Raw genomic sequence first — 21,955 nt, 5'->3', positions numbered from 1 at the left:
CCCCGACGATGTCCCGACGCAAGTCCGCCGCGCTGGCGCTGCCCGCCGCGGCCGCGGTCCTGGTGATGGTCGCTTCCCCGGCGGCCGCTCAGCCCACCACCCCCATCCCGCCGCCCGCGAACCCGAGCGCGCCGCCGCCGTCGGCGCCGATCGGGCCGCAGCAGCTGGGGCACGCCATCGGTGACGCGGGCACGGGACTGGCCATCGTCCGGCTGCTGCCGAATTCCGCGCCGACCAAGACGATCATCCCGGGCGCCGAGGAGAAGTTGCCGAAGCAGGCGGCCGCGGAGATGGGCTTCGGGCTCGCCAGCGCGCAGGCCAACTCCGAGGCCTACCTGTCGTTCGAGAAGGCCATCGCGCAGTCCGCGCCGGGCGGGTTCGCCTTCCAGGGCGTCAGCCCACAGGCGCCTGGCGCGCTGTCGCAGACCGCGCCGCCGAACAACACCCAGCCCAAGAGCGCCGGGCTGAACCTGCCTACCTCCCCGCTCGACACCCTGGTCAAGGCCGGGCTGCTCAACGGCCAGGTGCGGGCGCAGTGGAGCGACACGCTGGGTCCTTGTGTGGACACCATCGCCGACGCCGCCACCGAGCTGGCGAGCCTGTCCGCACTCAACGCCATCCCGACGCTGCCCGGCGGCACCGACCTCACCGGCGTGTTCGACGCGCCGAACCTGGACGCCAACGCCGACAAGGCGATCATCGACGGCATCAAGGGCCTGGCGGGCCCGCTGAGCACCCTGGGCGGCGTCCTGGGCGGCCAGGGCGCGAAGACCGCGGACGGCAAGGGTTCGCTGCTGAGCCTGCCGAACACGCTGTCGGCCCGCTCGGTCGTCAGGCTGGTCCCGATCCCCGGGTCGGCCAACAAGGCGGTCCAGTCGACCTCGACGCTGCAGGTCGCGGCGGTCAAGCTGCTCGCGGGCACACCGTACGAGGTGTCGATCAACGTGGTCAGCCAGCCGACGCTGCAGGTCACCTCGACCGGCGACGAGAAGACCTCCACGGTCAAGTACACCGCCCCGGTCCTCGAGGTCGTCCAGGGCGGCAAGAGCCTGGGCAAGCTGGACGCGGCGAACCCGAAGATGGACCTCCCCATCGGCATCCCGCTGCCCGGCGCCCCTTCGATGCCCGGCGCCGACAAGCTCCCGATCATCGGTGGCCTGCTGGGCAACGGCAAGGGCGCGCAGGAAGCCATCGCGGGCGGCCTGCAGAAGCTCGACCTCGGCGTCATCCGCCTCTCCGTCGCGAACCTGACGCAGAAGGGTGAGAACGCGACGCAGCCGTTCAAGGGCTACCAGCTCGGCGCCACGGCCCGCATGCTCGACCTGCAGGTCCTGCCGACCGACGCGCTCGGCCTGCCGAACCTGCCGTCGGCGCTGGCCCAGATCTCGCTCGGCGAACAGATCGCCCGTGCGTTCGCGCCGACCGGTGGCGTGGTCTGCGGCACCGCGACGCCGACCCAGCCGCCCGCCCCCGCGCCGCAGGGCAAGCAGACTCCGCCGCTGGCGTACACGAGTGCCGCGTACCAGTCGGTGCCGATGTTCTGGTCGGGCACCGCGATGCTGTTGGTGGGAGTCGTGCTGGTCGCGGCGCTGCCCCGCCGCCCCCGAGTCACACAGGTGAAGATCACGCCGGACCGGTACGCCGACTGATCGAGCAAGGGGCCGCACCCCGTCTGACTTCGGTCAGGCGGGGTGTGTGTGTTTGGGGCTCAGCCTGAATAGAGCACGGCCACCATCGCCTCGATGGCGATCTGCGGCTTCACGTTCTGCTCCAGCGCCTCCCGGCATCCCAGCACCGCCTCGAGCCTGCGCAGTGCCGACTCCGGCGACCAGTTCTGGGCGGCCTTGACCGCGCTGTCCGCGTGGTCCGGGTGATTCAACGTCGTGTCAGAGCCCGCGTGGACTACCAGGACATCCCGGTAGAACCCCGCCAGGTCCACCAGAGCGAGATCCAGCACGTCGCGCTTCGTCCGGGTGGCGCGGGACTTCTGCCGCTTCTCCAGCTCCTTGATCGCGCCCGCGCTCCCCCGCGACGCCGACGCGGTGCCCTTGCCGGTGCCGCCGTGGCCCATCGCGGTCCGCAGCGCGTCCTTCTCGGCTTCGTCGCGGGTCTCGCTGACCTCGGTCGCGTCGGCTTCCGCGGCCTTCACGAGTTCACCCGCGGCGTCGAACACGTCGGCCATCCGGCGCAGCTGCACGGGGATCTTCAGGACCTTCTCGCGGCGGTCGCGGGCCGCCGGGTCGGTGGCCAGTCTGCGGGCGCGGCCGACGTGGCCGCCGCAGACCGAGGCGGCCCAGTTCGCGGTGTCGGCGTCGATGCCGTCGCGCAGGCGCAGGACTTCGCTGATCGCGGCCGCGGCGGGCGTTCGCAGGGCGATGCGGCGGCAGCGGGAGCGGATGGTCACCGAGACGTCGTCGGGGTGGTCCGATGGCGCGCACAGGAGGACCACCGTGCGCGGCGGTGGCTCCTCCACCGCCTTGAGCAACGCGTTCGCGGCGCCCTCGGTGAGCCGGTCGGCGTCGGTGATGATCACGACCTGCCAGCGGCCGCCGGTCGGCCTGCGGGCCGAGGTCTGCACCAGCGCGCGCATCTCGCTCACCGAGATCGTCAGCCCCTCCGGGACGACCATTCGCACATCGGCGTGGGTGCCACCCAGCGCGGTGTGGCAGCCCTGGCACTCGCCGCAGCCCAGCACCTCCTGGCCCGCCGTGCATTGCAGCGCGGCGGCGAACGCGCGCGCGGCGACGGAGCGACCGGAGCCGGGTGGGCCGGTGAACAGCCAGGCGTGGGTCATCCCGGCGGCCGAGCCGGTGCCCTCGACAAGCCGGGCGCCCGACTGGGCGGCCGCGCTGAGGACCTCGACGGCGTCCGGCTGCCCCACGAGCTGCGACCAGACTCCACCCATCAGGAAGCCCGCTCCGGCGCGAGGTCGCCGAGCCTGCGGCCCGCGAGGGTGGTCCGCACCGCCAGGCGGATCCGGTCGGCGACGTCTTCCATGGTGCCGTCGCCGTCGACCACCACATAGCGGTCGGGGTCGGCCGCGGCCATATCGGTCAGCACGCTCTGCACATGCCAATGATGCTCGGTGTTGCCCGGCCACTTCGGGAGGGTGCCCGGATCTCGGTCGAGCAGGACCGTGATGTCGGGCCGCAGCCGTGACGTCGCCCAGTCGGCGAGGCCCTCCAGCTCCGCCGGGTCGAGCCCGGCCGCCACCGACAGGTGGGCGAGCGGGCTGTCGACAAAACGCTCCATGACGACCAGCGCGCCGCGCTCCAGGGCCGGGCGGATCTCCCGTTCGACCAGGTCGGCGCGGACCGCGGCGGCCACCAGGGCGTGGGCGCGGGCGCTGGACAGCGAGGCGCCGGTGAGCACGGCGTGCAGGCGTTCGTCGTCGAGTGCCGGGTCGGTCGCGAGGAAGACTTCCTGGCTCCCCGGGCTGCGCAGCCAGTCGGCGAGCAGCTGGGCCTGCGTCGACGTGTCGAGGTGCGTGTCGCCCTCGACGGCGATGAGCACGCCGGTGGACCGCCGCGGCTTGCCGCGGATGGCGGCCACCAGGTCGGACAGGATGGTCTCGGACCGGCGGTCGTCCATCTGCCGATAGGCGACGATGCCGACGAGCGCGGCGATCAGGCCCGCGCCGAGCAGGACGGGCCGGGTGCCGTCGACCGTCATCTGCTTGCCGAACATGCTGATCTCGTGCGGCCGGACCAGGCCGACGAGCACCGGCGTCGCGGCCATCGCACCGGCCAAAATGATCTTCATCAGCGACTGGTAGATGGCGTTGATGCGGCCGCGGATAGCGTCTTCGACCTGGGTGCCGATGATGGTCACGCCGGTGAGGAACGCCGCGCCCGCGCTGGCCCCGAGCACCGACACCGTGACCAGCGAGACGGCCAGGTGCGGCGAGAGCGACACAAGGATCAGCGCCAGCCCCGCGACCACGATGGCGATGCCGAACAGGCGGTTGTGCGGCAACCTGCGGGCGAGCTTCGGCGACCCGGTCATGCCGGTGGCGAGGCCGATGAATAGGGCGACGAACAGCAGACCGAACGCCGACTGGCCACCGCGCAGGCTGCTGGCGTAGAGCTGGGCGGAGCCGACGAGGGCGCCGGCCGCGGCGAAGGCGCCGATCATGCCGACGAGCAGGCCGCGCACGATCGGCGTGGTCCGCACGAAGTGGCCCGCGTCCTTGACCATGGCCACGAAGCCGCTCTTCTTCGGCTTGTCCTTGTCCTCCGGCTTGGGCGCCACCGGGGCCCGCTTCGACAGCTCCGGGATGCGCGTGGCGACGATGATCGCGCTGGTCAGGTAGAGCAGGCCGTTGATCGTCAGGATGAACCGGGCGATGCCCAGGTCGCTCGTGCCGAACGGCAGGTTGAGGTTGGTGCTGATACCGGTGATGAGCGAGTACAGGCCCGCGCCGCTGATCACGGCGATGCCGTAGGTCATCACCATGCCGAGCTGGTTGGCCGTCTCGACCTGGTCGGGCCTGCGCAGCAGGTTGGGGACCGCGGCGTCCTTGGACGGGATCCACAGCAGCGCGCAGCAGCCGATCAGGAAGTTGCCGATGAACAGCCACACGGTCGAGCCGACGACCGCGATGGACAGGAACAGCCCGCACCGCGCGATGTCGGCCAGGACCATGACCTTGCGCCGGTCGAACCGGTCGGCGAACAGGCCGCCCAGGGGGGCGAACAGCAGGCCGGGCAGCAGCTGGGTCAGCACGACGCCGGAGAAGGCGAAACTCTGCGCCTTGTAGTCGTGCGTCAGCGACGCCACCAACCCGGTGAGAGCGAGCAGTGACAGCCAGTCACCGACGCTGCACAGGTAGGTGACTCCCCAGAGCCTGCGGAACGGACGGATCGCCAGGACACTGCGGGCCCGGTGCGCCATTGACGCTTCCGCGCCCGAGGGCTGCTCCTTGGTCCTGAGCTGTCCGTTCGGGCCCCCGCTGATGCCCTCCACCCCATCTCCACGCCAAGTGTCAAGCCCAGCGTAGCTGGGATGTCGGGACAGGCTCGCACAAACCGGACCCGATCGGACTCACTTTGCGTGATCTAGTTGACAAGCCCATTGATCATCCCGAGGAAACCGCTGACTACCTGGTACGCGATGAAGACCAGGACGGCGGTCGCGAGGATCACCAGGATCACGCTCAGCTTGATCCTCCGCACCCCGGAGCGCCGCTCATACGGCCACCCTGGGTGCGGCGGATACTCGATCAGGCCGGGCCGCACAATCGGGGCGACAGGCGGCCGGACGGCGCGCGGGAGTCGGAACCGAGGGGGATCCAGATCGCGCGCGTCGTCAGCACGGAACGATTCACCCATTCGGGGCCCCCTCTCGGGCGGGTTACCCCTTGCAGGCTAAGCGTTCACCCCGTTTGAGCGACAGAGGGCTACGACTTCGATTTCGCCGGAGCCTTCTTCGCGGGCGCCTTACGCCGAGCGGGTGCCTTCTTCGTCACCGGACCCTTGGCCCGCTTCTCGGCCAGCAACTCCGCGGCGCGCTCGTCGGTGAGCGTCTCGACACTGTCCGCCTTGCGCAGCGACCCGTTGGTCTCGCCGTCGGTCACGTACGGCCCGAACCGGCCGTCCTTGATGACCATCGGCTTGCCCGACACGGGGTCGTTGCCCAGCTCGCGCAGCGGCGGGGCCGACGCGGCGGCCTGCCGACCGCGCTTCTTCGGCTCGGCGTAGATCTTGAGCGCGTCCTCGAGGCTGACGGTGAAGATCTGGTCCTCGGTGGTCAGCGAGCGCGAGTCCGTGCCCTTCTTCAGGTACGGCCCGTAGCGCCCGTTCTGCGCGGTGATCTCCGCACCGTCCGCCGGGTCGGTGCCGACCAAACGCGGCAGCGACAGCAGCTTCAGCGCGTCGTCGAGGGTGATCGTGTCCAGGGACATGTCCTTGAACAGCGAGCCCGTGCGCGGCTTCGGCTTGGCGGGCGCCTTGGCCCGGGTCTTCTTCGCGCCCTCGGCGGGCGGCGGCGGCTCCTCGGCCTCGGGCAGGACCTCGGTGACGTACGGGCCGAAACGGCCTTCCTTCGCCACGATCTCGTGCCCGGTCACCGGGTCGTTGCCGAGGCCGCGGCCCTCCATCGGGGTGGAGAACAGCTTCTCGGCCAGCTCCAGGGTCAGCTCGTCGGGCGCCAGGTCCTCGGGCACGTTCGCCCGCTGCGCCGCGCCGTCGACCTCGCGCTCCAGGTACGGCCCGTAGCGGCCGACGCGGACCACGATCGCGCGGTTCTCGGTGTCGGTGAACACCGGGATGGAGTTGACCTCCTTGGCGTCGATGTGTTCGACGCCGGAGCCGACGAGCTTCTTGAGCCCACCCGAACGGCCGACCGAGCCCTCAGGGCCGATCTGGCCGCCGAAGTAGAAGCCGGTGAGCCAGTTGGTGCGCTGCTGCTCGCCGACGGCGATCCGGTCGAGCTCGTCTTCCATCGCGGCGGTGAAGTCGTAGTCGACGAGCCGCTCGAAGTGCCGTTCCAGCAGGCCGATCACGGAGAACGCGATCCACGACGGGACGAGGGCGGAGCCCTTCTTCCACACGTAGCCGCGGTCCTGGATCGTGTTGATGATCGAGGTGTACGTCGACGGTCGGCCGATGCCCAGGTCTTCCAGGGCCTTGATCAGGCTGGGCTCGGAGTACCGGGCGGGCGGGCTGGTCGTGTGGCCGTCTGCGGACAGGTCGGCCGCGGTGACCGACTGACCCTTGACCAGCAGCGGAAGCCTGCGCTCAGCGTCGTCGGCCTCGCCGCCGGTCTCGGTGTCGACGGCCTCGACGTAGGCGCGCAGGAAGCCGGAGAAGGTGATCGTGCGGCCCGAGGAGGAGAAGACACACTGCTCGCCGCTCGCGGCGGCGCCGCTGATGCGCACGGTCATCGTCGTGCCGCGCACGTCGGCCATCTGGGAGGCGATGGTGCGCTGCCAGATCATCTCGTACACGCGGAACTCGTCGGTCTCCAGCTCACCCGCGACCTGGCCGGGCGTGCGGAACACCTCACCGGCCGGTCGGATGGCCTCGTGCGCCTCCTGGGCGTTCTTGACCTTGCGGGTGTACTGCCGGGGCTGCGGCGAGACGAACTGGGCGCCGTAGAGGTCGGTGGCCTGCTGGCGGGCCGCGGCGATGGCCGTCTCCGAGAGCGTGGTGGAGTCGGTACGCATGTAGGTGATGTAACCGTTTTCGTACAGCCGCTGGGCCGCGCGCATCGTCCGCTCGGAGGAGAAGCGGAGCTTGCGGCCCGCCTCCTGCTGCAGCGTCGAGGTCATGAAGGGCGCGTAGGGCTTGCGGGTGTAGGGCTTCTCTTCGACGCTGGAGACGGTGAGCGCGGCGCCCACCAGGCTCTCGGTGAGGCGACGGGCCTCGGCCTCCTCCAGCAGCAGCACGTCGGTGCCCGCCTTGAGCCGGCCGTCCTGGCCGAAGTCGCGGCCGGTGGCCAGGCGCGTTCCGTCGACCGACAGCAGCCGCGAGCCGAACGTGGGCGGCTCGGCCACCCCATCAGAGCGGCCCGCGGCTGTGTCGATTGCCATTGTCGCGGAGATGTCCCAGTAGGTGGCGGCGACGAACGCCATGCGCTCGCGCTCGCGCTGCACGACGATGCGGGTCGCCACGGACTGCACGCGGCCCGCCGACAGGCGCGGCATGACCTTCTTCCACAGGACCGGGCTGACCTCGTAGCCGTAGAGGCGGTCGAGGATGCGGCGGGTCTCCTGGGCGTCGACGAGGTCGCGGTCGAGCTCACGGGTGTTCTCCGCGGCGGCGCGGATAGCGGGCTCGGTGATCTCGTGGAAGACCATCCGGCGCACCGGCACCTTGGGCTTGAGCGCTTCGAGCAGATGCCACGCGATGGCTTCGCCCTCGCGGTCACCGTCTGTCGCGAGGTAGAGCTCGTCGACGTCCTTGAGCAGGCCCTTGAGCTCGGTGACCGTGGCCTTCTTGTCCGGGGTGACGATGTAGATGGGCTCGAAGCCCTGGTCGACGTTGACCCCGAGGTTCGACCAAGACTCGCCCTTGTACTTCTCCGGGACCTCCGCGGCCTTGCGCGGGAGGTCACGGATGTGGCCGCGGGACGACTCGACGACAAAGTTCCGGCCAAGGTAGGACGCGATCTTGCGCGCCTTGGCGGGCGACTCGACGATCACCAGCCGACGAGGCTGAGCGCCGTCGGTGCCACCACCGTTCTTCTTCGTCCCTGTCGAGCCAGCCACGCTTTCCCGCTCTCTATGAAGCCGTATTGAGCCCCGTGTCAGCCAGTCAGTGTGCACGCCGCACAGCCGATGCCCTATTTCAGGGGCTCTCCGTGCCCGCCTGGATAGGCCGAACGAGTATGAACCTGTACCACCTGTAGCACGCTCAGGACACGACGCGCATCCGGGAAACATCGGGCCACTGGCCCCCGCAGCCCGGGTCGACCAGCGGCCCGACCAGCTCACGGAGCCGAGCCAGCCGCCTGCGTCCGACGATCTTCAGACCGGACCCGTCGACCTGCGTCGTCGCAGGCAGACCGCACCGCGCCAGGCTTTCGCGCAGTGGCTCATGGGTGTCCGGCACGGCCTGGTCGACCGGCAGGACATAGCCGTTGTTGTCCCAGCGCCCCGCCGCCAGCACCCACATCCGCAACGTAGCGCCATCTGGCGTGAACCCGCCAGGCACCACCTTGCCATCCCCCTCGGACCAGGCGGCGGCTAGCGGCGCCAAGTCGACCCGGAACGCGGTGCACACGATCGTGGCGTGCTCATCGACCCGGACCTGCGCGCGGACCCCGCGCTCAGCGCACGCGGCGACCAGTGCCCGCGCCCGCCAGACGTCGTCGACCGGAACGATCAACTTGGCCGTGGCCTTGGCGAACACCACGGTCCGACCCGGCCCGCACAGCACCCCCGCGAGATCGGCCACTCGCGGCTGAGTCGCCTCGGCGGAGAAGAACGACAGCTGCGCCACGGCGGCCAGAATAGAACAGAAGTTCGATCAGCGTAAAGGACTTCGGTTACCGAACACGTTCGGGTGATGACGTCACGAGGTCGGCGCCGTCATCCGGGTCCGCGCGAGCGCCTTGCAAGTCGGCGCCGTATTGAACGCATCGACGGCCTCCGGGAGATGGCTGATCGACCCCGCGGGGTCGAGCTTCACCGCCGCCTGCAGCTTCTCGCCTACCTTCGTGATCCCAGCCTCGAACGTCGCGGGGTCAGTGGTGCCGATACCGACCAGCTCGGCCTTTCCGTCAGCCATCTCGGCCCTTGCCATCCGCATCGCGCCGGTTGAGCGGGCTTGGCGAACCTACAGGGTGAAATTCAGGAGGTCGGCGCGCCGCTGGTGGTGGGCTCGTTGAGCGCCTTGCACTTCTCCGACTTCTCGAAGGCGTCGTTGAGTTCCTTGTTGCCGCGCAGGCCCTTGGTCGGGTCCTCCATGTCGGCGAGTCCCTGCAGGTCCTGGCCGACCTGTGCCATCCCGGCCTGGAACGCCTGCGGGTTGCTCGCGTCGACCTTCGCCAGGTTGTTCTTCGCCTTGACGACCGTGGCCTTGGCGGTCTCGAGCGAGTTCTCCACGGCCTTGGCGGCGGCGTCACCGTCGGCCACCGGGGGCGTGCCCGCGTCCCTGATCCCGGAGACCATCCGGTCGAGGGCCTGCGCCATCCCGTCGAGGTAGGTGACGAACCCGTCCTTGGTCGCCTGCAGGTTGTTCGGGTCGCCGGTCGGCGTGTCCTTGAACTTCTCGACCTCGGGGGCGACCGCGGAGCAGACCTTGTCGGCCCACGCGACGGCGTCCCCGTTCGCGGCGGCCGCCGTGGTGGTCGTGGTCGTGGTGGTCGTGCCGGAGGTGCTCGGCGAGTCCGATCCGCATCCCGCGAGACCGAACGACAGCGTCACGGCGGCCACGGCGACTGCGGCGAGACGACGAACCATGGTTCTGCTCCTTGCTTGGTGCTCCCGGTGCGACCTCGATGCTCGCACGCCCCCGGTACGCCCGCAGGGCGGCGACGCGAACGGGGCCGGTTCCGCCCTGTTCGGCGGAACCGGCCCCGTCATGTCGAAATCAGACGCCGTTGGACACGGTCTCCGCGGGGGTGTCCGCGATAGCGGTGCCGCGACGCTTCGACACGACCACCGCGACGACGATCAGCACCACGGCCACTGCCGCGATCGTGACCCGAAGACCCGTGGAGGCGTCCGGGCCGACCGAGAACGTGACGATGGCGGGCGCGATCAGCAGCGAGACCAGGTTCATCACCTTGATCAGCGGGTTGATCGCGGGACCGGCGGTGTCCTTGAACGGGTCGCCAACGGTGTCGCCGATGACCGTGGCGGCGTGCGCCTCGGAACCCTTGCCGCCGTGGTTGCCGTCCTCGACCAGCTTCTTCGCGTTGTCCCACGCGCCACCGGAGTTGGCCAGGAACACCGCCATCAGCGTGCCCGCCGCGATGGCGCCGCCGAGGTAGCCCGCGAGCGGGCCGACACCGAGGCCGAAGCCGACGGCGATCGGGGCGAGGACCGCGAGCAGACCCGGGGTCGCCAGCTCACGCAGCGAGTCGCGGGTGCAGATGTCGACGACCTTGCCGTACTCCGGCTTGCCGGTGCCTTCCATGATTCCCGGGATCTCGCGGAACTGGCGGCGCACCTCGAAGACGATGGCGCCCGCCGCACGGGTGACCGCGTTGATCGCGAGACCGGAGAACATGAAGACCACGGCCGCGCCGATCAGGATGCCGACCAGCACGTTCGGGCTGAACACGATGAAGTTGTCGACATCGAAGGTCGAGTTCGCCTTGGCCAGCGCCTCGACGATCGCGGTCTGGTACGACCCGAACAGCGCGGTCGCCGCGAGCACCGCCGTGGCGATCGCGATGCCCTTGGTGATCGCCTTGGTGGTGTTGCCGACCGCGTCGAGCTCGGTGAGGATCTGCGCGCCGTCGGGGGTGACGTCGCCCGACATCTCGGCGATGCCCTGGGCGTTGTCCGAGACCGGGCCGAAGGTGTCCATCGCGACGATGACGCCGACGGTGGTCAGCAGACCACAACCGGCGAGGGCGATCGCGAAGAGCGAGACGATGATCGACCCGGAGAGTAGGAAGGCGCCGTAGACCGCCGCGCCGATAACAATCGCGGTGTAGACAGCGGACTCGAAGCCGACCGAGATACCCGACAGCACGACGGTGGCCGCACCGGTCAGCGAGGTCTTGCCGACCTCCTTGACCGGCTTGTGGTCGGTGCCCGTGTAGTAGCCGGTCAGCCAGAGGATGACGCCGGCGAGCACGATGCCGATGATCACGGCGATGGACGCGATCAGCGCCGGGCTGCCCGCCTCGGTCGTCGTGGTCGGCGCGTTCGTGAGTTCCGCGAAGGAGTTCGGCAGGTAGATGAACGCCGCCGCGGTGCAGAGGACCGCCGAGAAGAGCGCCGAGATGTAGAACGAGCGGTTGATCGCGGTCAGACCGCTCTCGCCCGCGCGGGCCTTGGTGATGTAGACGCCGAGCATCGCGGTGATCACGCCGAGCGCGGGGACGATCAGCGGGAAGAGCAGGCCCTGCACACCGAACGCGGTGCTGCCGAGGATCAGCGCGGCGACCAGGGTCACCGCGTAGGACTCGAAGAGGTCCGCGGCCATACCGGCGCAGTCACCCACGTTGTCGCCGACGTTGTCGGCGATGGTGGCGGCGTTGCGGGGGTCGTCCTCGGGGATGTTCTGCTCGACCTTGCCGACGAGGTCGGCGCCGACGTCCGCGGCCTTGGTGAAGATGCCGCCGCCGACACGCATGAACATCGCGATCAGCGCGGCGCCGAAGCCGAAGCCCTCCAGGACCTTCGGGGCGTCGCCGGTGTAGACGAGCACGACGATCGCGGCGCCGAACAGGCCGAGGCCCACGGTCGCCATGCCGACCGCGCCACCGGTGCGGAACGCGATGCGGGTGGCCTTTTCCCGACCGCCCTCGTCGTTCGCCGCGGCCGCGACGCGCAGGTTCGCCTGCGTCGCCAGCCACATGCCGAGATAACCGATGGTGAACGAGAACACCGCGCCCACCAAGAAGAACAGGGACCGGCCTATCCGTTCGCCGCCGCTATCCGCGGGAAGTAGGAACAACAGCAAGAACACCGCGCTGCCGAATACCAGAAGCGTGTTGCGCTGCCGCTTGAGATACGCCGCCGCGCCCTCTTGCACCGCTTTGGCGATGTCCTGCATCTTCGTGGTCCCTTGGCCTGCGGCCAGGACCTCCTTGAGCAGGACATAACCAACGGCAAGAGCGGCGAGGGCGATCGCGGCGACCACGACGACAACACCTTTGTCGCCGCCGGTGAGCGTCAGGTCTGCCGCGAGGGATTGCCCGGACATCCGTCCTCCTGATGATCTGCCTGTTTCAGCGCCGACATCCGCCCGAGCGTGCATCGACTCCGATTTCGACGTGTGCACCACCACAATCGGTGGGATGACGGCGGAGTCTATTGGTAAGCCGGATCACAGACGCGAGCCGTCCCATAACGTGCACTGTCCGTGACGTTACTTGGGCTTATTGTGACCAACATCTCGTGATCATCTCTCGCTGCTTCGACTGCCGAGCAACAACGTCACACCCGTGTGCGAAGCTCGACCCGTGGGTTCGGAACGCGGCGGCGTGCTGCTCAAGCGGGTCCTCGCCGGGGTGCCGGACGGGGAAGATCCACTGACCCATGTCGCCGAACTCCCCGAGCGCGCGGCGACCTTCGTGCCATGGCCGTCGTGGACTCCCTCGCGGGTCCAGGAGGCGTTCGCCCGGTGCGGTGTGCATGAGCCGTGGGCCCATCAGGTCGCTGCGGCCGACCATGCGCACGGCGGCCGCAGCATGGTGATCGCGACCGGGACCGCGTCCGGCAAGTCGCTGGCCTACCAGCTGCCGGTGATCTCCACCCTCGTCGACGAGCCGCGCGCGACAGCGCTGTACCTGTCCCCCACGAAGGCATTGGGCGCCGACCAGCTGCGCTCACTGCGCGCCTTGGACCTCAACGACCTGCGAGCCTGCGCCTACGACGGCGACACCCCGATGGCCGAGCGCGATTGGGCGCGGGCGCACGGGCGGTGGCTGTTCACCAACCCGGACATGCTCCACCGCGGCGTGCTCCCCGCGCACGGCCGCTGGGCGACCTTCTTCCGACAGCTGCGATACGTGGTGGTCGACGAGTGCCACACCTACCGGGGCGTCTTCGGCTCCCATGTGGCCCTGCTGTTGCGGAGGCTGGCCAGAGTCGCCCGCAAGTACGGTTCCGACCCGGTGTTCATCCTGGCCTCGGCCACCGTCGCCGACCCGGGCGCGTCCGCCACCCGTCTGTCCGGAGTGGACTGTGTGGCGGTCACCGACGACCACTCCCCACGCGGCGCCCGGACCATGGCCCTGTGGGAGCCGCCGCTGTTGGCGGACTTGGCCGGCGAGAACGGCGCCCCGGTCCGCCGCTCGGCGGGTGCCGAGACCGCCCGGATCCTCACCGACCTGGTGATCGAGGGCGCCCGCACGCTGGCGTTCGTCCGCTCCCGCCGGGGTGCCGAAATCACCGCGCTGAGCGCTCGCCGCGCTCTGTCCGAAGTGGACCCTGAGCTGGCCGAGCGGGTCGCGGCCTACCGCTCCGGGTACCTGCCGGAGGAGCGGCGGGCCCTGGAGAAAGCCTTGGCCTGCGGCGATCTCCTAGGCGTGGCAAGCACGAACGCGCTCGAACTCGGCGTGGACATCGCCGGGCTCGACGCCGTGGTGGTCGCGGGATTCCCCGGCACTGTGGCGTCCTTCTGGCAGCAGGCGGGCCGCGCGGGCCGGGCGGGCGACGGGTCGCTGGTCGTGTTCGTGGCCCGCGACGACCCGCTGGACACCTACCTGGTGCACAACCCGTCGGCGATTCTCGACAAGCCGATCGAGGCCACGGTCACCGACCCGGGCAACCCGTACGTGCTCGCGCCCCAACTCGCCTGCGCCGCCGCCGAACTGCCGCTGACCGCCGAATGCCTGCCCACGTTCGGCCCGGGTGCGCGGACGGTCCTCGACGGTTTGGTTGAAGACGGAGTCCTACGCAAACGCCCGGCGGGTTGGTATTGGACGGCGCGGGACCGGCCGCACGGCGACGTCGACATCCGCGGGTCGGGTGGCGAGCAGATCGCGGTGGTGGAGTCGGACTCGGGGCGGATGCTCGGGACGGTGAGCCCGGGCAGCGCGTGCACGTCGGTCCATCCGGGGGCGGTGTACCTGCACCAGGGGGCGTCCTATGTGGTGGACGATCTCGACTTGGAGTCCGGGCTCGCGATGGTGCACGCGGAGAACCCGGAGTGGTCGACGCAGGCACGCGAGATCGTCGACATCTCGGTTCTGGGCACGCAGTCCCGGGTGGTGCACCGGGCGGGCATGGGAGAGGTGACGGTGTGCCTCGGTGAGGTCGCCGTGTCGTCGCAGGTCGTCGGCTACCTGCGACGACTGCCGTCCGGTGAGGTCATGGACCAGGTGCCGCTCGACTTGCCTGAGCACACCCTGACGACCCGCTCGGTCTGGTACACGATCAGCGAAGACCTGCTCGGCTGCGTTGCCCCGGCGACGGTTCCGGGGGCTCTGCACGCGGCCGAGCACGCCGCGATCGGCCTGCTGCCGCTGTTCGCCACCTGTGACCGCTGGGACATCGGCGGTGTGTCGACCGCGCTGCACCCGGACACCGGCAAACCCACGGTCTTCGTGCACGACGGACACCCCGGCGGCGCGGGTTTCGCCGACCGCGGGCACGCGGCCCTGGTGCCGTGGCTCACCGCGACCCGCCAGGCGATCAGCGGCTGCGAGTGCCCCACCGGGTGCCCGTCGTGCGTGCAATCACCGAAGTGCGGCAACGGGAACGAGCCGCTGGACAAGGCGGGCGCCGTCTCGGTGCTGTCCACGGTCCTGCGGGTGTTGAAACCCTGACGCCTACGCAGGCAGCGTCGGCCACAGCACCTCGGCAAGCGCCCGCTACAGCCCCACCGCGATCCCCCACGGCAGTCCTCACAGCAACTTCGAGTTCCAAGCTCGGTCCCCCGCGCTCACCGAAGTCCTCACCCCGCGGTCCCCACCCATCCTGGTCCGGCACTCGGCGGGCGCGATCCCACTCCTGCTGATCTACGTGAACCTGGCTAGCGCAAGAGAGAGCCGTTCGGTGGCTGAAGGGCCAGCCAACGATGCGCCGGACTGGCCGCCGACTTGGAAGGCCGAACGATAGACGGTTATGGCACCGCGGGAAGGCCAGCGTGGCGGTGAATCCGACTGGCAAGAGAAGGGCCGGCCGTTACCGGCTCAATCGTGAACCTGGCCGAAACGCGGCAGGCGCCGGGGGCGTCGGTAGGGACACCGACGCGCAACCCCGGCGCACTGCTGTGCCGCCGAGCGTGCGACTGGCCTGCTACCGCAGGGCCCTCGGGGTGCCAAGACCATCGGCGGGGAGTACTCGCTCTGCGCTGGGACACCTGGGAGGCGGTCGGTGTCGGGCAGGCGGTTCGTCCCGGGCGGGGTGTCGCCGAGTGCGGCTGGTGCCGCTGGTCTGTTGTTCCGTGGGCCGTGCGGGAGGCCGTCGCCTCCAGGTGTTGCTCGGCTGGCTGCCTGTCCGTCGCGCCCGCCGAGGGCGGGAGGTGGCGTGTGGCGCGTTGGACCGGCATTGGCGGGTGGCCTTCACCGCTCGCGGGAATGTCGAGCGTGAACTGGCCACAGTGGTCAGGTGGACTAGTCCGCCCCGATGAGCTGGGTGACCAGTCGATCGCGGGTGGGTTCCTGCAAAGCGTCGAGCAGTGCGTCCTGAACGGTGCGCGAGGTCGGGATCTCCCAGCCGCACACCTCAGGCTTGACTCGCCAGTGGACGACACCATGCTGGAAAGGGCTGGGCGGCAACGTGATCCAGCTGCCGTGCGCGTGCAGGGTGATGGTCGGGGCCGCCGCGAGTTCGTGGTTGAGCCGCGCGCCGGACTGGGTCAGGAAGAACCAGCGTCGGTCGGGCGTCGCGATGATCGGCACCGGCATGCCGACCGAGCGGAGCACGCCCGCCGTACGCCTGCCGAGGTCGTCGTCGACCTCGATCGCGTCGTAAACCTTGCCGGTGGCCAGAAGCAGGCTGTAGGGACGGCCGGTCCACCAGGTGGCGACCTGCTCGGCCTTGGTGCCGATGCGTTCCTGCCAGTCGCGGTGGACAGGCACGGGGCCGGAGTCCTCGACGCCTTCGCGGCCGGCCCAGTGCTCGCCTGCCGGATAGGTGCCCGGCAGAACGGGCCAACCGCGGAACGCGAGGCCGATCGCCTCCGCTCGCAGTTCGACGCGGAACGCTCTCCGCCAGCTCTCCGACCTATCGGTTTCCAACATCTCGGGCAGTGCCTCCTCGCGGTGCGGGCGCCGCGCTCGGCGGCCTATGACTACTAGACGACATTCGACGTGCGATACGTAACTTGCAGTCGACAACTGGTCGCTTTGACGAGGTGAGCGAAACGGCGGCGGAATGGCGGGTGAAGCTCCGCCAACCGGTCATCGTCGACGACGGGCGGGCGCAGGCGGAGTCCTTCCAGGCCGCGGTGACCTCTTCGTCACCCCGCGCGACCAGCTCGCCGACCTGCGGAAATGAAGATCAACACAATGATCATCCGCTGCGGGAAGCTGCCGGCCAGCCACTGGCTGTGATGCCGTTCACCGTGCGAGGCCGACCGTTTGACCGTTGCCGACCGGCCCCGCCCGTGCGGCGGATTCAGCCGGACCGAACGCCTCGACGAAGCTCGGCGGCCGGGCGGCAACATGCACGGACACGTCCCAACCGCTCAGCCGACAGCCGACCAGGTCGACACCCATCCGGTCGGCCACCCACCGAGCTCGGGCACACGCGGCGTCCTCACCGGACACCGCGTGCGTGGCACCCGACAGCGCGGCCAGGTCGGCAGCCGCCTCGGCCCGGTGCCTGGTCACCAGGGCGGCGCCTACCCCCGCGACCAGGCCGCCGAGCACCAACATCATCGCGATCACACCCGCGGCCCAGACGGTCGCGAAACCTTCGTCACCTGATCCCATGGTTCGTCCCAGGCTCCATCTCACGGGTCGCTCCCAGGCTCCGCGATCACGTGCGCGTCAGCCCGTAAGCGGAAACCGGCAGAGGATTCGGCGCGAACCTCGACGAAAATCGCGTCGCCTTCCCGGCGGATCAAGATGTCGGCCCCACGAGGCGCGAGACCTGCCGCGACCGTTCGCCCTCGGTCCGGCTCACCGCGCGCGGCCAGCCGAGCGGCCTCCCGAGCGGCGTCGATGCATCGCATGTGGTCGGTGACGGCCAGCAACGCGCCGACAACCAGCGTGAGGACCACCATCAGCGCCGACATGACGATCGCGGCCTCGACCGTCACCGCTCCGCGGTCGGACCTCACGCGCCACCTCCCATCGCCCGGGCTATGAGCGCGTTGAGCCCGCTCATGACCGCGTCGCTGTTGACGACGGCCAAGAGAATCCCGGCGAACGCGGCGGCGGCGATGGTCCCGATCGCGTATTCGACGGTGCTCATGCCGTCGTCCGACCGGCGGAGGCGGCGCAAGAAGTGGGTCATGTGGATCTCCGTTCAAAGGTGGTTCGACAGGACACCCGCCAGCCCGAGCACGATCGGCACAACGCCCAGGCACAGGAAGGCGGGAAGAAAACAAAGCGCGAGCGGCCCACTGATCAACACGGCCGCCCGTTGTGCTCGCGCCTCAGCGGCCTCACCGGTCCGCGCGCGAGCATCGGCGGCAAGGGCCCTGGCGACACCGGCGAGCGCCGCCCCCGACCGCGCCGTCCGACGGGCACCCCGCGCGAGCCCCGCCGTCGCCGGACACTCCAGCGCGAGCGACCACGCCTCGACGGGGTCGCCGCCGAGGGCAAGGAGGTCGGCGGTGTCCCGCAGGACCTGCCCGGTCAGTTCCGGCAAGTCGACGGCAACCGCCCGGATCGCCGCCGGAACCGCCATCCCCGACGACAGACAGCCGGCGAGCAAGTCCCAAGTAGCCGCATGCGCCCCGTGGTCGGCCGCCCGCACCCGCCTAAACGACCTTCGCGCGACCCGCCGAGTACCGGGGGCGTTCGCGGTCGGGAGGCCGAATAGCTGACTGAGCCGTGATGCCGCGAACCTATGTGGAATACCGACCAACACCGCTGCGGCAAGCAGAAGGAAAGGGGTCATATAGCGACCACCCGGGAGGCCGGCCACGAACACGACGAGGGGCCATCGACCCGAAGAATCGCGGATCGACCGGGCACACCGATTGGCCCCGCGACCGCGAACAGCAAGATCCCGGTCATACGGCCACCACCCGACAGGCTGACCACACCGACGACACATCCACCCGGGCCAGTCGAAGTGCCGTCGACCGGGTGCGTGACAAACCGACGGCGACGATCGTGGTGGCGGTGGCGGTGGCGATGAGCGATCGGTACTCGGTCATGGCGCCACCACCCGGCTGGTCAAACGCGCCGACCACATGACTCCCGCGCACTCCAGCGCCACCCCGACGACGAGCAGGACTTGGCCGCCGGACGAGTTGGTGAGCACCGCGAGCGGGGCAGCGCCCATCGCCTGGCCCAGTAGGAGGCCGATGACCGGCAGTCCCGCGAGGACCATGGCGCCGGCCCTGGGGCCCGCCATCCGGGCCATGACGTGTCTCGCGAAGCCGACCTGGTGATCAAGTTCCGCGCGGACCGCGTCCAGGACGTCCGCGAGCGCCAAACCGTGCCGAGTGGCAAGCCGCCATGCCCTTGCGACCGCGGCCTCAGGCCCGGCCGCACTGAACGCGGCGTCGATATCGCCGCCGAGGCGCACGGCCGCTGCCGCAGACCGCAGTGTCGCCGCAACGGCGGGGTCCGCGTCGCGTGCCGCGCCTTCGGCCGCGTCGGCTGGGTGGGCACCCGCCCGCAACTCGGCGACAAGCGAGCGGATTGCTTCGGCCAGCCCTGCCGTGGCGGCGAGACGGGACCGGAGTCGTCGGCGGCCCTGAATCTGGTGCCGCACGGTCAAAGCGACCATCGCGGCCGCGATGCCACCTCCGGGACCAACCACTGCGGCGAAGACCAGAGCCCCAGCCACCGCTGCGATGAGACCCACCTGCTTCGGCTTCCGCAGGAGCGTCGCGCGCGGAGGATTTGTGAGGCGTCGCAGTCGGAGGGAAGCCAAGTCGGACGGCCAAGCGATCGCGGCCGCGGCCAGCAACAGAACGGGTGGGATCACCATTGGCGATCACCTACTCGCTTGAGCAGGGTCAACCGCGACCTCGTGTTTCGCCAGTGGGCAGCTCGCGACAACGACAACGACAACGACAACTTGACTTCGGCGAGCGGTGAAAGCCGCGCCCAACGCGCGGCCGGATTGGTCCCACGCGACCAGGAGGACGTGAACGATCTGCTTGGCCAGAAACTCGGGCGAAGATGGCCGGCCGACCACGCGGCTGAACTCGACCACAGCGACCTGATCGAGTTCAGCCGCGAAGAGATCACTCCGGTATGCAGACCGCCGTCCACAGCAAGTCTCCGCACGCGACCGACGCCCCGGCGGCTCCGCGCACCGAGCCGGGCTTTCGAGGCGGCTGCTCGCGTCAGCATGGCGTCGGGGGCTTGGGTAGGTGAACACCCGCGTTCTGCAGCAGGGTGCTGAGGGCAGGGGCATCCGGGGTCCACGCGCCGTCCTTCCATACGGTGGTTATCGCCAGGCCGGTTGGTGATCTGCCGAGCAGGGCGATCTGTTGCAGCTGGCGGACTCCGGCGGCTGACCGTCGCATGTGGAGGATCAGGTGGATGGCGGCGGCGGCCTGGCTGTGCAGGGCGGTGGCGGCGAGTCCGCCCAGCGCCGCCAGCGCTTCGAGGCGTGCGGGGACTTCCGCGGGTGAGTTGGCGTGGACCGTTCCAGCGCCGCCGTCATGACCGGTGTTGAGGGCAGCCAGGAGGTCGCACACCTCCGCGCCTCGGACTTCGCCCAGCACCAGCCGGTCGGGGCGCATGCGCAGGGCTTGGCGGACGAGGTCTCGCAGGGTGATCTCACCCGCACCCTCGATGTTCGGTGGTCGGGTGACCAGGCGGACGAATTGGGGGTGGGCGGGCTGCAACTCGCCGGCATCCTCGACGCACACGATGCGTTCTTCTGTTGGCACCTCGCCTAGCAGGGCTGAGAGCAAGGTCGTCTTGCCGCTCCCGGTTCCACCTGAGACCAGGAAAGCCAGCCTGGCGTGGACGATCGCCCGGAGGACGTCGTGGAGGTAGTCGTCGAATGTCTCGAGGCGGCGCAGGTCGGTGAGGCCGTGGGCGGCGGGGCGGAGGACGCGTAGGGAGAGGCAGGTGCCTGCGTCGGCTATCGGGGGAAGCACCGCGTGCAGGCGGGTCCGGGTAGTGGTGGCAGCGCTTGGTAGCCAGCCGTCGACGTAGGGCTGGGCATCGTCGAGGCGGCGGCCCGCGGCCATCGCGAGGCGCTGGGCGAGGCGACGCACGGCGTCTTCGTCGCGGAACTGGATGTCGGTACGCCGGAGGCCTTTGGGGCCGTCGACCCAGACCTCGTCCGGCGCGGTGACAAGGACGTCGGTGGTGGCCGGGTCGCGGAGCAGGGGGTCAAGTGGGCCTGCGCCGACGAACTCTTGGCGTAGCAGCGTCAAGGCGGTCAGGACGTCATCGTGGCCGACGACCCCGCCCGCCTCGTCGCGAACGGCTTGGGCCACGGCAGCCGAGGTGATCTCCCGCGCACCACCGGCCAGCCGCCTCCGAACCCGGTCGACAAGGTCGCTTGTCACCGCCGTACCTACGGTCATGATCGGAACTCCGCTGTGGTCGGACGCGTCACTTGGGCGAACGAGCCGTTGGTGGCTCGAGCAACTGCCGCGGCGGCTCGGTTGACGGGGACGGTTGTCACTGCTGTGCCTTTGGTCATGGTCGTAGCTCCGCGAGGACCGCGCGGGCAGCGCGGGCCAGGGAGCCGCGGACTTGGAAGGCGCCGTGGTCGAGGGAGTGCGCCAGAGCGCGGTCGGCGCGCAGGGTTGCGAGGAGGGGGAGGCCTACTGCCTCCGCGATGGCAGGCGAGGGCAGGCGGGTCGGGGTGGAGCCGCGGACTATCACCGCCGCGCGGATGCCGCGGGCGGCTATTCGGGTGGCGACGTTGCGGGCGGCCGCGCAGGCGCGGACTTCGGCGGGGACGATCACCACCGCGAGGTCCGCGCGGTCCAAGGCGGCATGGGCGGCGTCTCCGGGGGCACGCGGCAGGTCGCAGACGACGGTCTCGCCGCCGCGCCTGCCCGCGTCGATGACCGCGGCCACGGCCTCGGGGCTGGGCGCCTCCCCCGACCTGGCGCCGGACAGCAGCGTGAGACGTGCGTCGCCCTTGGTGCGGCCAGGCAGCGCGGACCGCAAGCTGGAGACCGGGATGCGGCCCGATTTGAGGCGCAGGTCGGGCCAGCGCATCCCAGGGATCTGCTCCGCGCCCAGCACCAGGTCGAGGCCGCCACCGAGTGGGTCGCAGTCGACAAGCAAGGCGTCGTGACCGAGATCCAGCGCCGTGACGCCAACGGCGGCAGCGAGCACCGAGGCGCCCGCACCGCCGCGGCCACCGATGACGGCGACGACCCGGCCCGCTTTGTCGGCCGGGCTCTCCGTGGTGTCCGCAAACGCTTCCACCAGCCAGGATTCACCGTCCGGCAACGTGACCACCCGGTCCGCGCCGAGGGCCACCGCGTCGGACCAGGTTGTCGGTGGAGGGGCGCACGCACACACCAGGACCACGCTTTCCCTGCGCGGCAACGCGATGGTGAGGCATTCCGCCGCCGCTTGGGCATCGAGGATGACGAGGGGAGCGTCCTGCCAGCGGGCTCGGAGATCCGGGACGTCGACGACTCGTTCGACCGCGGAGCCCGCCGCCGCGGCCACCCGCAGGACCTCGTCGAGCAGGCTGTCCTCCTGTACGCACGCCACCGGTCGGGCCACGACGACCAGCTCCCTTCGGATCGGGGCGGCCGCCAGCGGCCGC

General features: G+C 70.2%; 19 protein-coding genes. 2 read left to right on the top strand and 17 right to left on the bottom strand.

The genetic code is table 11. From position 1 onward, the window contains the following. Positions 1-8: 8 nt before the first annotated feature. On the top strand, positions 9-1,649 hold the full coding sequence (locus ACRDSQ_RS19390) for a hypothetical protein (RefSeq protein ID WP_431422995.1): 1,641 nt from the start codon (positions 9-11) through the stop codon (positions 1,647-1,649). 59 nt (positions 1,650-1,708) lie between these two features. On the opposite strand, the gene ACRDSQ_RS19385 is transcribed toward ACRDSQ_RS19390, so the two are convergent. From ACRDSQ_RS19385 to ACRDSQ_RS19350, 8 genes are all read right to left on the bottom strand, one after another. Next, on the bottom strand, positions 1,709-2,905 hold the full coding sequence (locus ACRDSQ_RS19385; protein ID WP_431422994.1) for a DNA polymerase III subunit delta': 1,197 nt from the start codon (positions 2,903-2,905) through the stop codon (positions 1,709-1,711). Beyond that, positions 2,905-4,893: a bifunctional MFS transporter/dTMP kinase gene (locus ACRDSQ_RS19380; RefSeq protein ID WP_431423016.1), complete on the bottom strand. Its 1,989-nt coding sequence runs from the start codon at positions 4,891-4,893 to the stop codon at positions 2,905-2,907. Before ACRDSQ_RS19380 ends, ACRDSQ_RS19385 begins: the two co-directional genes overlap by 1 nt. Positions 4,894-5,057: 164 nt before the next feature. Then, positions 5,058-5,330 carry a hypothetical protein gene (locus ACRDSQ_RS19375; RefSeq protein ID WP_431422993.1) on the bottom strand — a complete coding sequence of 91 codons (273 nt, stop codon included), beginning with the start codon at positions 5,328-5,330 and terminating at the stop codon, positions 5,058-5,060. A gap of 68 nt (positions 5,331-5,398) precedes the next feature. Next, positions 5,399-8,209: a type I DNA topoisomerase gene (gene topA / locus ACRDSQ_RS19370; RefSeq protein WP_431422992.1), complete on the bottom strand. Its 2,811-nt coding sequence runs from the start codon at positions 8,207-8,209 to the stop codon at positions 5,399-5,401. A gap of 145 nt (positions 8,210-8,354) precedes the next feature. Continuing rightward, a complete protein-coding gene (locus tag ACRDSQ_RS19365) occupies positions 8,355-8,942 on the bottom strand; it encodes a hypothetical protein (protein WP_431422991.1) in 588 nt (195 codons plus the stop codon). Positions 8,943-9,014: 72 nt separating this feature from the next. Next, positions 9,015-9,230 carry a hypothetical protein gene (locus ACRDSQ_RS19360; RefSeq protein ID WP_431422990.1) on the bottom strand — a complete coding sequence of 72 codons (216 nt, stop codon included), beginning with the start codon at positions 9,228-9,230 and terminating at the stop codon, positions 9,015-9,017. 62 nt (positions 9,231-9,292) lie between these two features. Further along, positions 9,293-9,904 (bottom strand): hypothetical protein, encoded by a 612-nt coding sequence (locus ACRDSQ_RS19355; protein ID WP_431422989.1) that lies wholly within the window; start codon positions 9,902-9,904, stop codon positions 9,293-9,295. 130 nt (positions 9,905-10,034) lie between these two features. Continuing rightward, entirely contained in the window at positions 10,035-12,326 is a 2,292-nt protein-coding gene (locus tag ACRDSQ_RS19350) for a sodium-translocating pyrophosphatase (RefSeq protein WP_431422988.1), read from the bottom strand. A 259-nt stretch (positions 12,327-12,585) separates the two neighbouring features. On the opposite strand from ACRDSQ_RS19350, the gene ACRDSQ_RS19345 reads away from it, so the two are divergent. Beyond that, positions 12,586-14,895 (top strand): DEAD/DEAH box helicase, encoded by a 2,310-nt coding sequence (locus tag ACRDSQ_RS19345; protein WP_431422987.1) that lies wholly within the window; start codon positions 12,586-12,588, stop codon positions 14,893-14,895. Positions 14,896-15,684: 789 nt separating this feature from the next. On the opposite strand, the gene ACRDSQ_RS19340 is transcribed toward ACRDSQ_RS19345, so the two are convergent. From ACRDSQ_RS19340 to ssd, 9 genes are all read right to left on the bottom strand, one after another. Next, a complete protein-coding gene (locus ACRDSQ_RS19340) occupies positions 15,685-16,314 on the bottom strand; it encodes a bifunctional DNA primase/polymerase (RefSeq protein ID WP_431422986.1) in 630 nt (209 codons plus the stop codon). Positions 16,315-16,632: 318 nt separating this feature from the next. Then, positions 16,633-17,007 carry an Rv3654c family TadE-like protein gene (locus ACRDSQ_RS19335; protein WP_431422985.1) on the bottom strand — a complete coding sequence of 125 codons (375 nt, stop codon included), beginning with the start codon at positions 17,005-17,007 and terminating at the stop codon, positions 16,633-16,635. A 20-nt stretch (positions 17,008-17,027) separates the two neighbouring features. Next, positions 17,028-17,357 carry a TadE family type IV pilus minor pilin gene (locus tag ACRDSQ_RS19330; protein WP_431422984.1) on the bottom strand — a complete coding sequence of 110 codons (330 nt, stop codon included), beginning with the start codon at positions 17,355-17,357 and terminating at the stop codon, positions 17,028-17,030. After that, positions 17,354-17,533 (bottom strand): DUF4244 domain-containing protein, encoded by a 180-nt coding sequence (locus ACRDSQ_RS19325; protein WP_431422983.1) that lies wholly within the window; start codon positions 17,531-17,533, stop codon positions 17,354-17,356. Before ACRDSQ_RS19325 ends, ACRDSQ_RS19330 begins: the two co-directional genes overlap by 4 nt. 12 nt (positions 17,534-17,545) lie before the next feature. Next, the gene (locus ACRDSQ_RS19320) at positions 17,546-17,998 is read right to left on the bottom strand and encodes a type II secretion system F family protein (protein ID WP_431422982.1); all 453 of its coding nucleotides are present in this window, start codon (positions 17,996-17,998) and stop codon (positions 17,546-17,548) included. Between the two features lie 259 nt (positions 17,999-18,257). Next, positions 18,258-18,404 (bottom strand): hypothetical protein, encoded by a 147-nt coding sequence (locus ACRDSQ_RS19315; protein ID WP_431422981.1) that lies wholly within the window; start codon positions 18,402-18,404, stop codon positions 18,258-18,260. Then, the gene (locus ACRDSQ_RS19310) at positions 18,401-18,982 is read right to left on the bottom strand and encodes a type II secretion system F family protein (RefSeq protein WP_431422980.1); all 582 of its coding nucleotides are present in this window, start codon (positions 18,980-18,982) and stop codon (positions 18,401-18,403) included. The genes ACRDSQ_RS19315 and ACRDSQ_RS19310 overlap by 4 nt, the downstream gene beginning before the upstream one ends. Before the next feature lie 565 nt (positions 18,983-19,547). Then, positions 19,548-20,729 (bottom strand): TadA family conjugal transfer-associated ATPase, encoded by a 1,182-nt coding sequence (locus tag ACRDSQ_RS19305; RefSeq protein ID WP_431423015.1) that lies wholly within the window; start codon positions 20,727-20,729, stop codon positions 19,548-19,550. 133 nt (positions 20,730-20,862) lie between these two features. Next, positions 20,863-21,912 carry a septum site-determining protein Ssd gene (ssd, locus tag ACRDSQ_RS19300; RefSeq protein WP_431422979.1) on the bottom strand — a complete coding sequence of 350 codons (1,050 nt, stop codon included), beginning with the start codon at positions 21,910-21,912 and terminating at the stop codon, positions 20,863-20,865. Positions 21,913-21,955 lie beyond the last annotated feature (43 nt).

It is taken from the genome of Actinokineospora sp. (assembly GCF_050699995.1).
Classification (GTDB): Bacteria; Actinomycetota; Actinomycetes; order Mycobacteriales; family Pseudonocardiaceae; genus Actinokineospora.
This window is presented reverse-complemented; position numbering and strand designations above follow the sequence as displayed.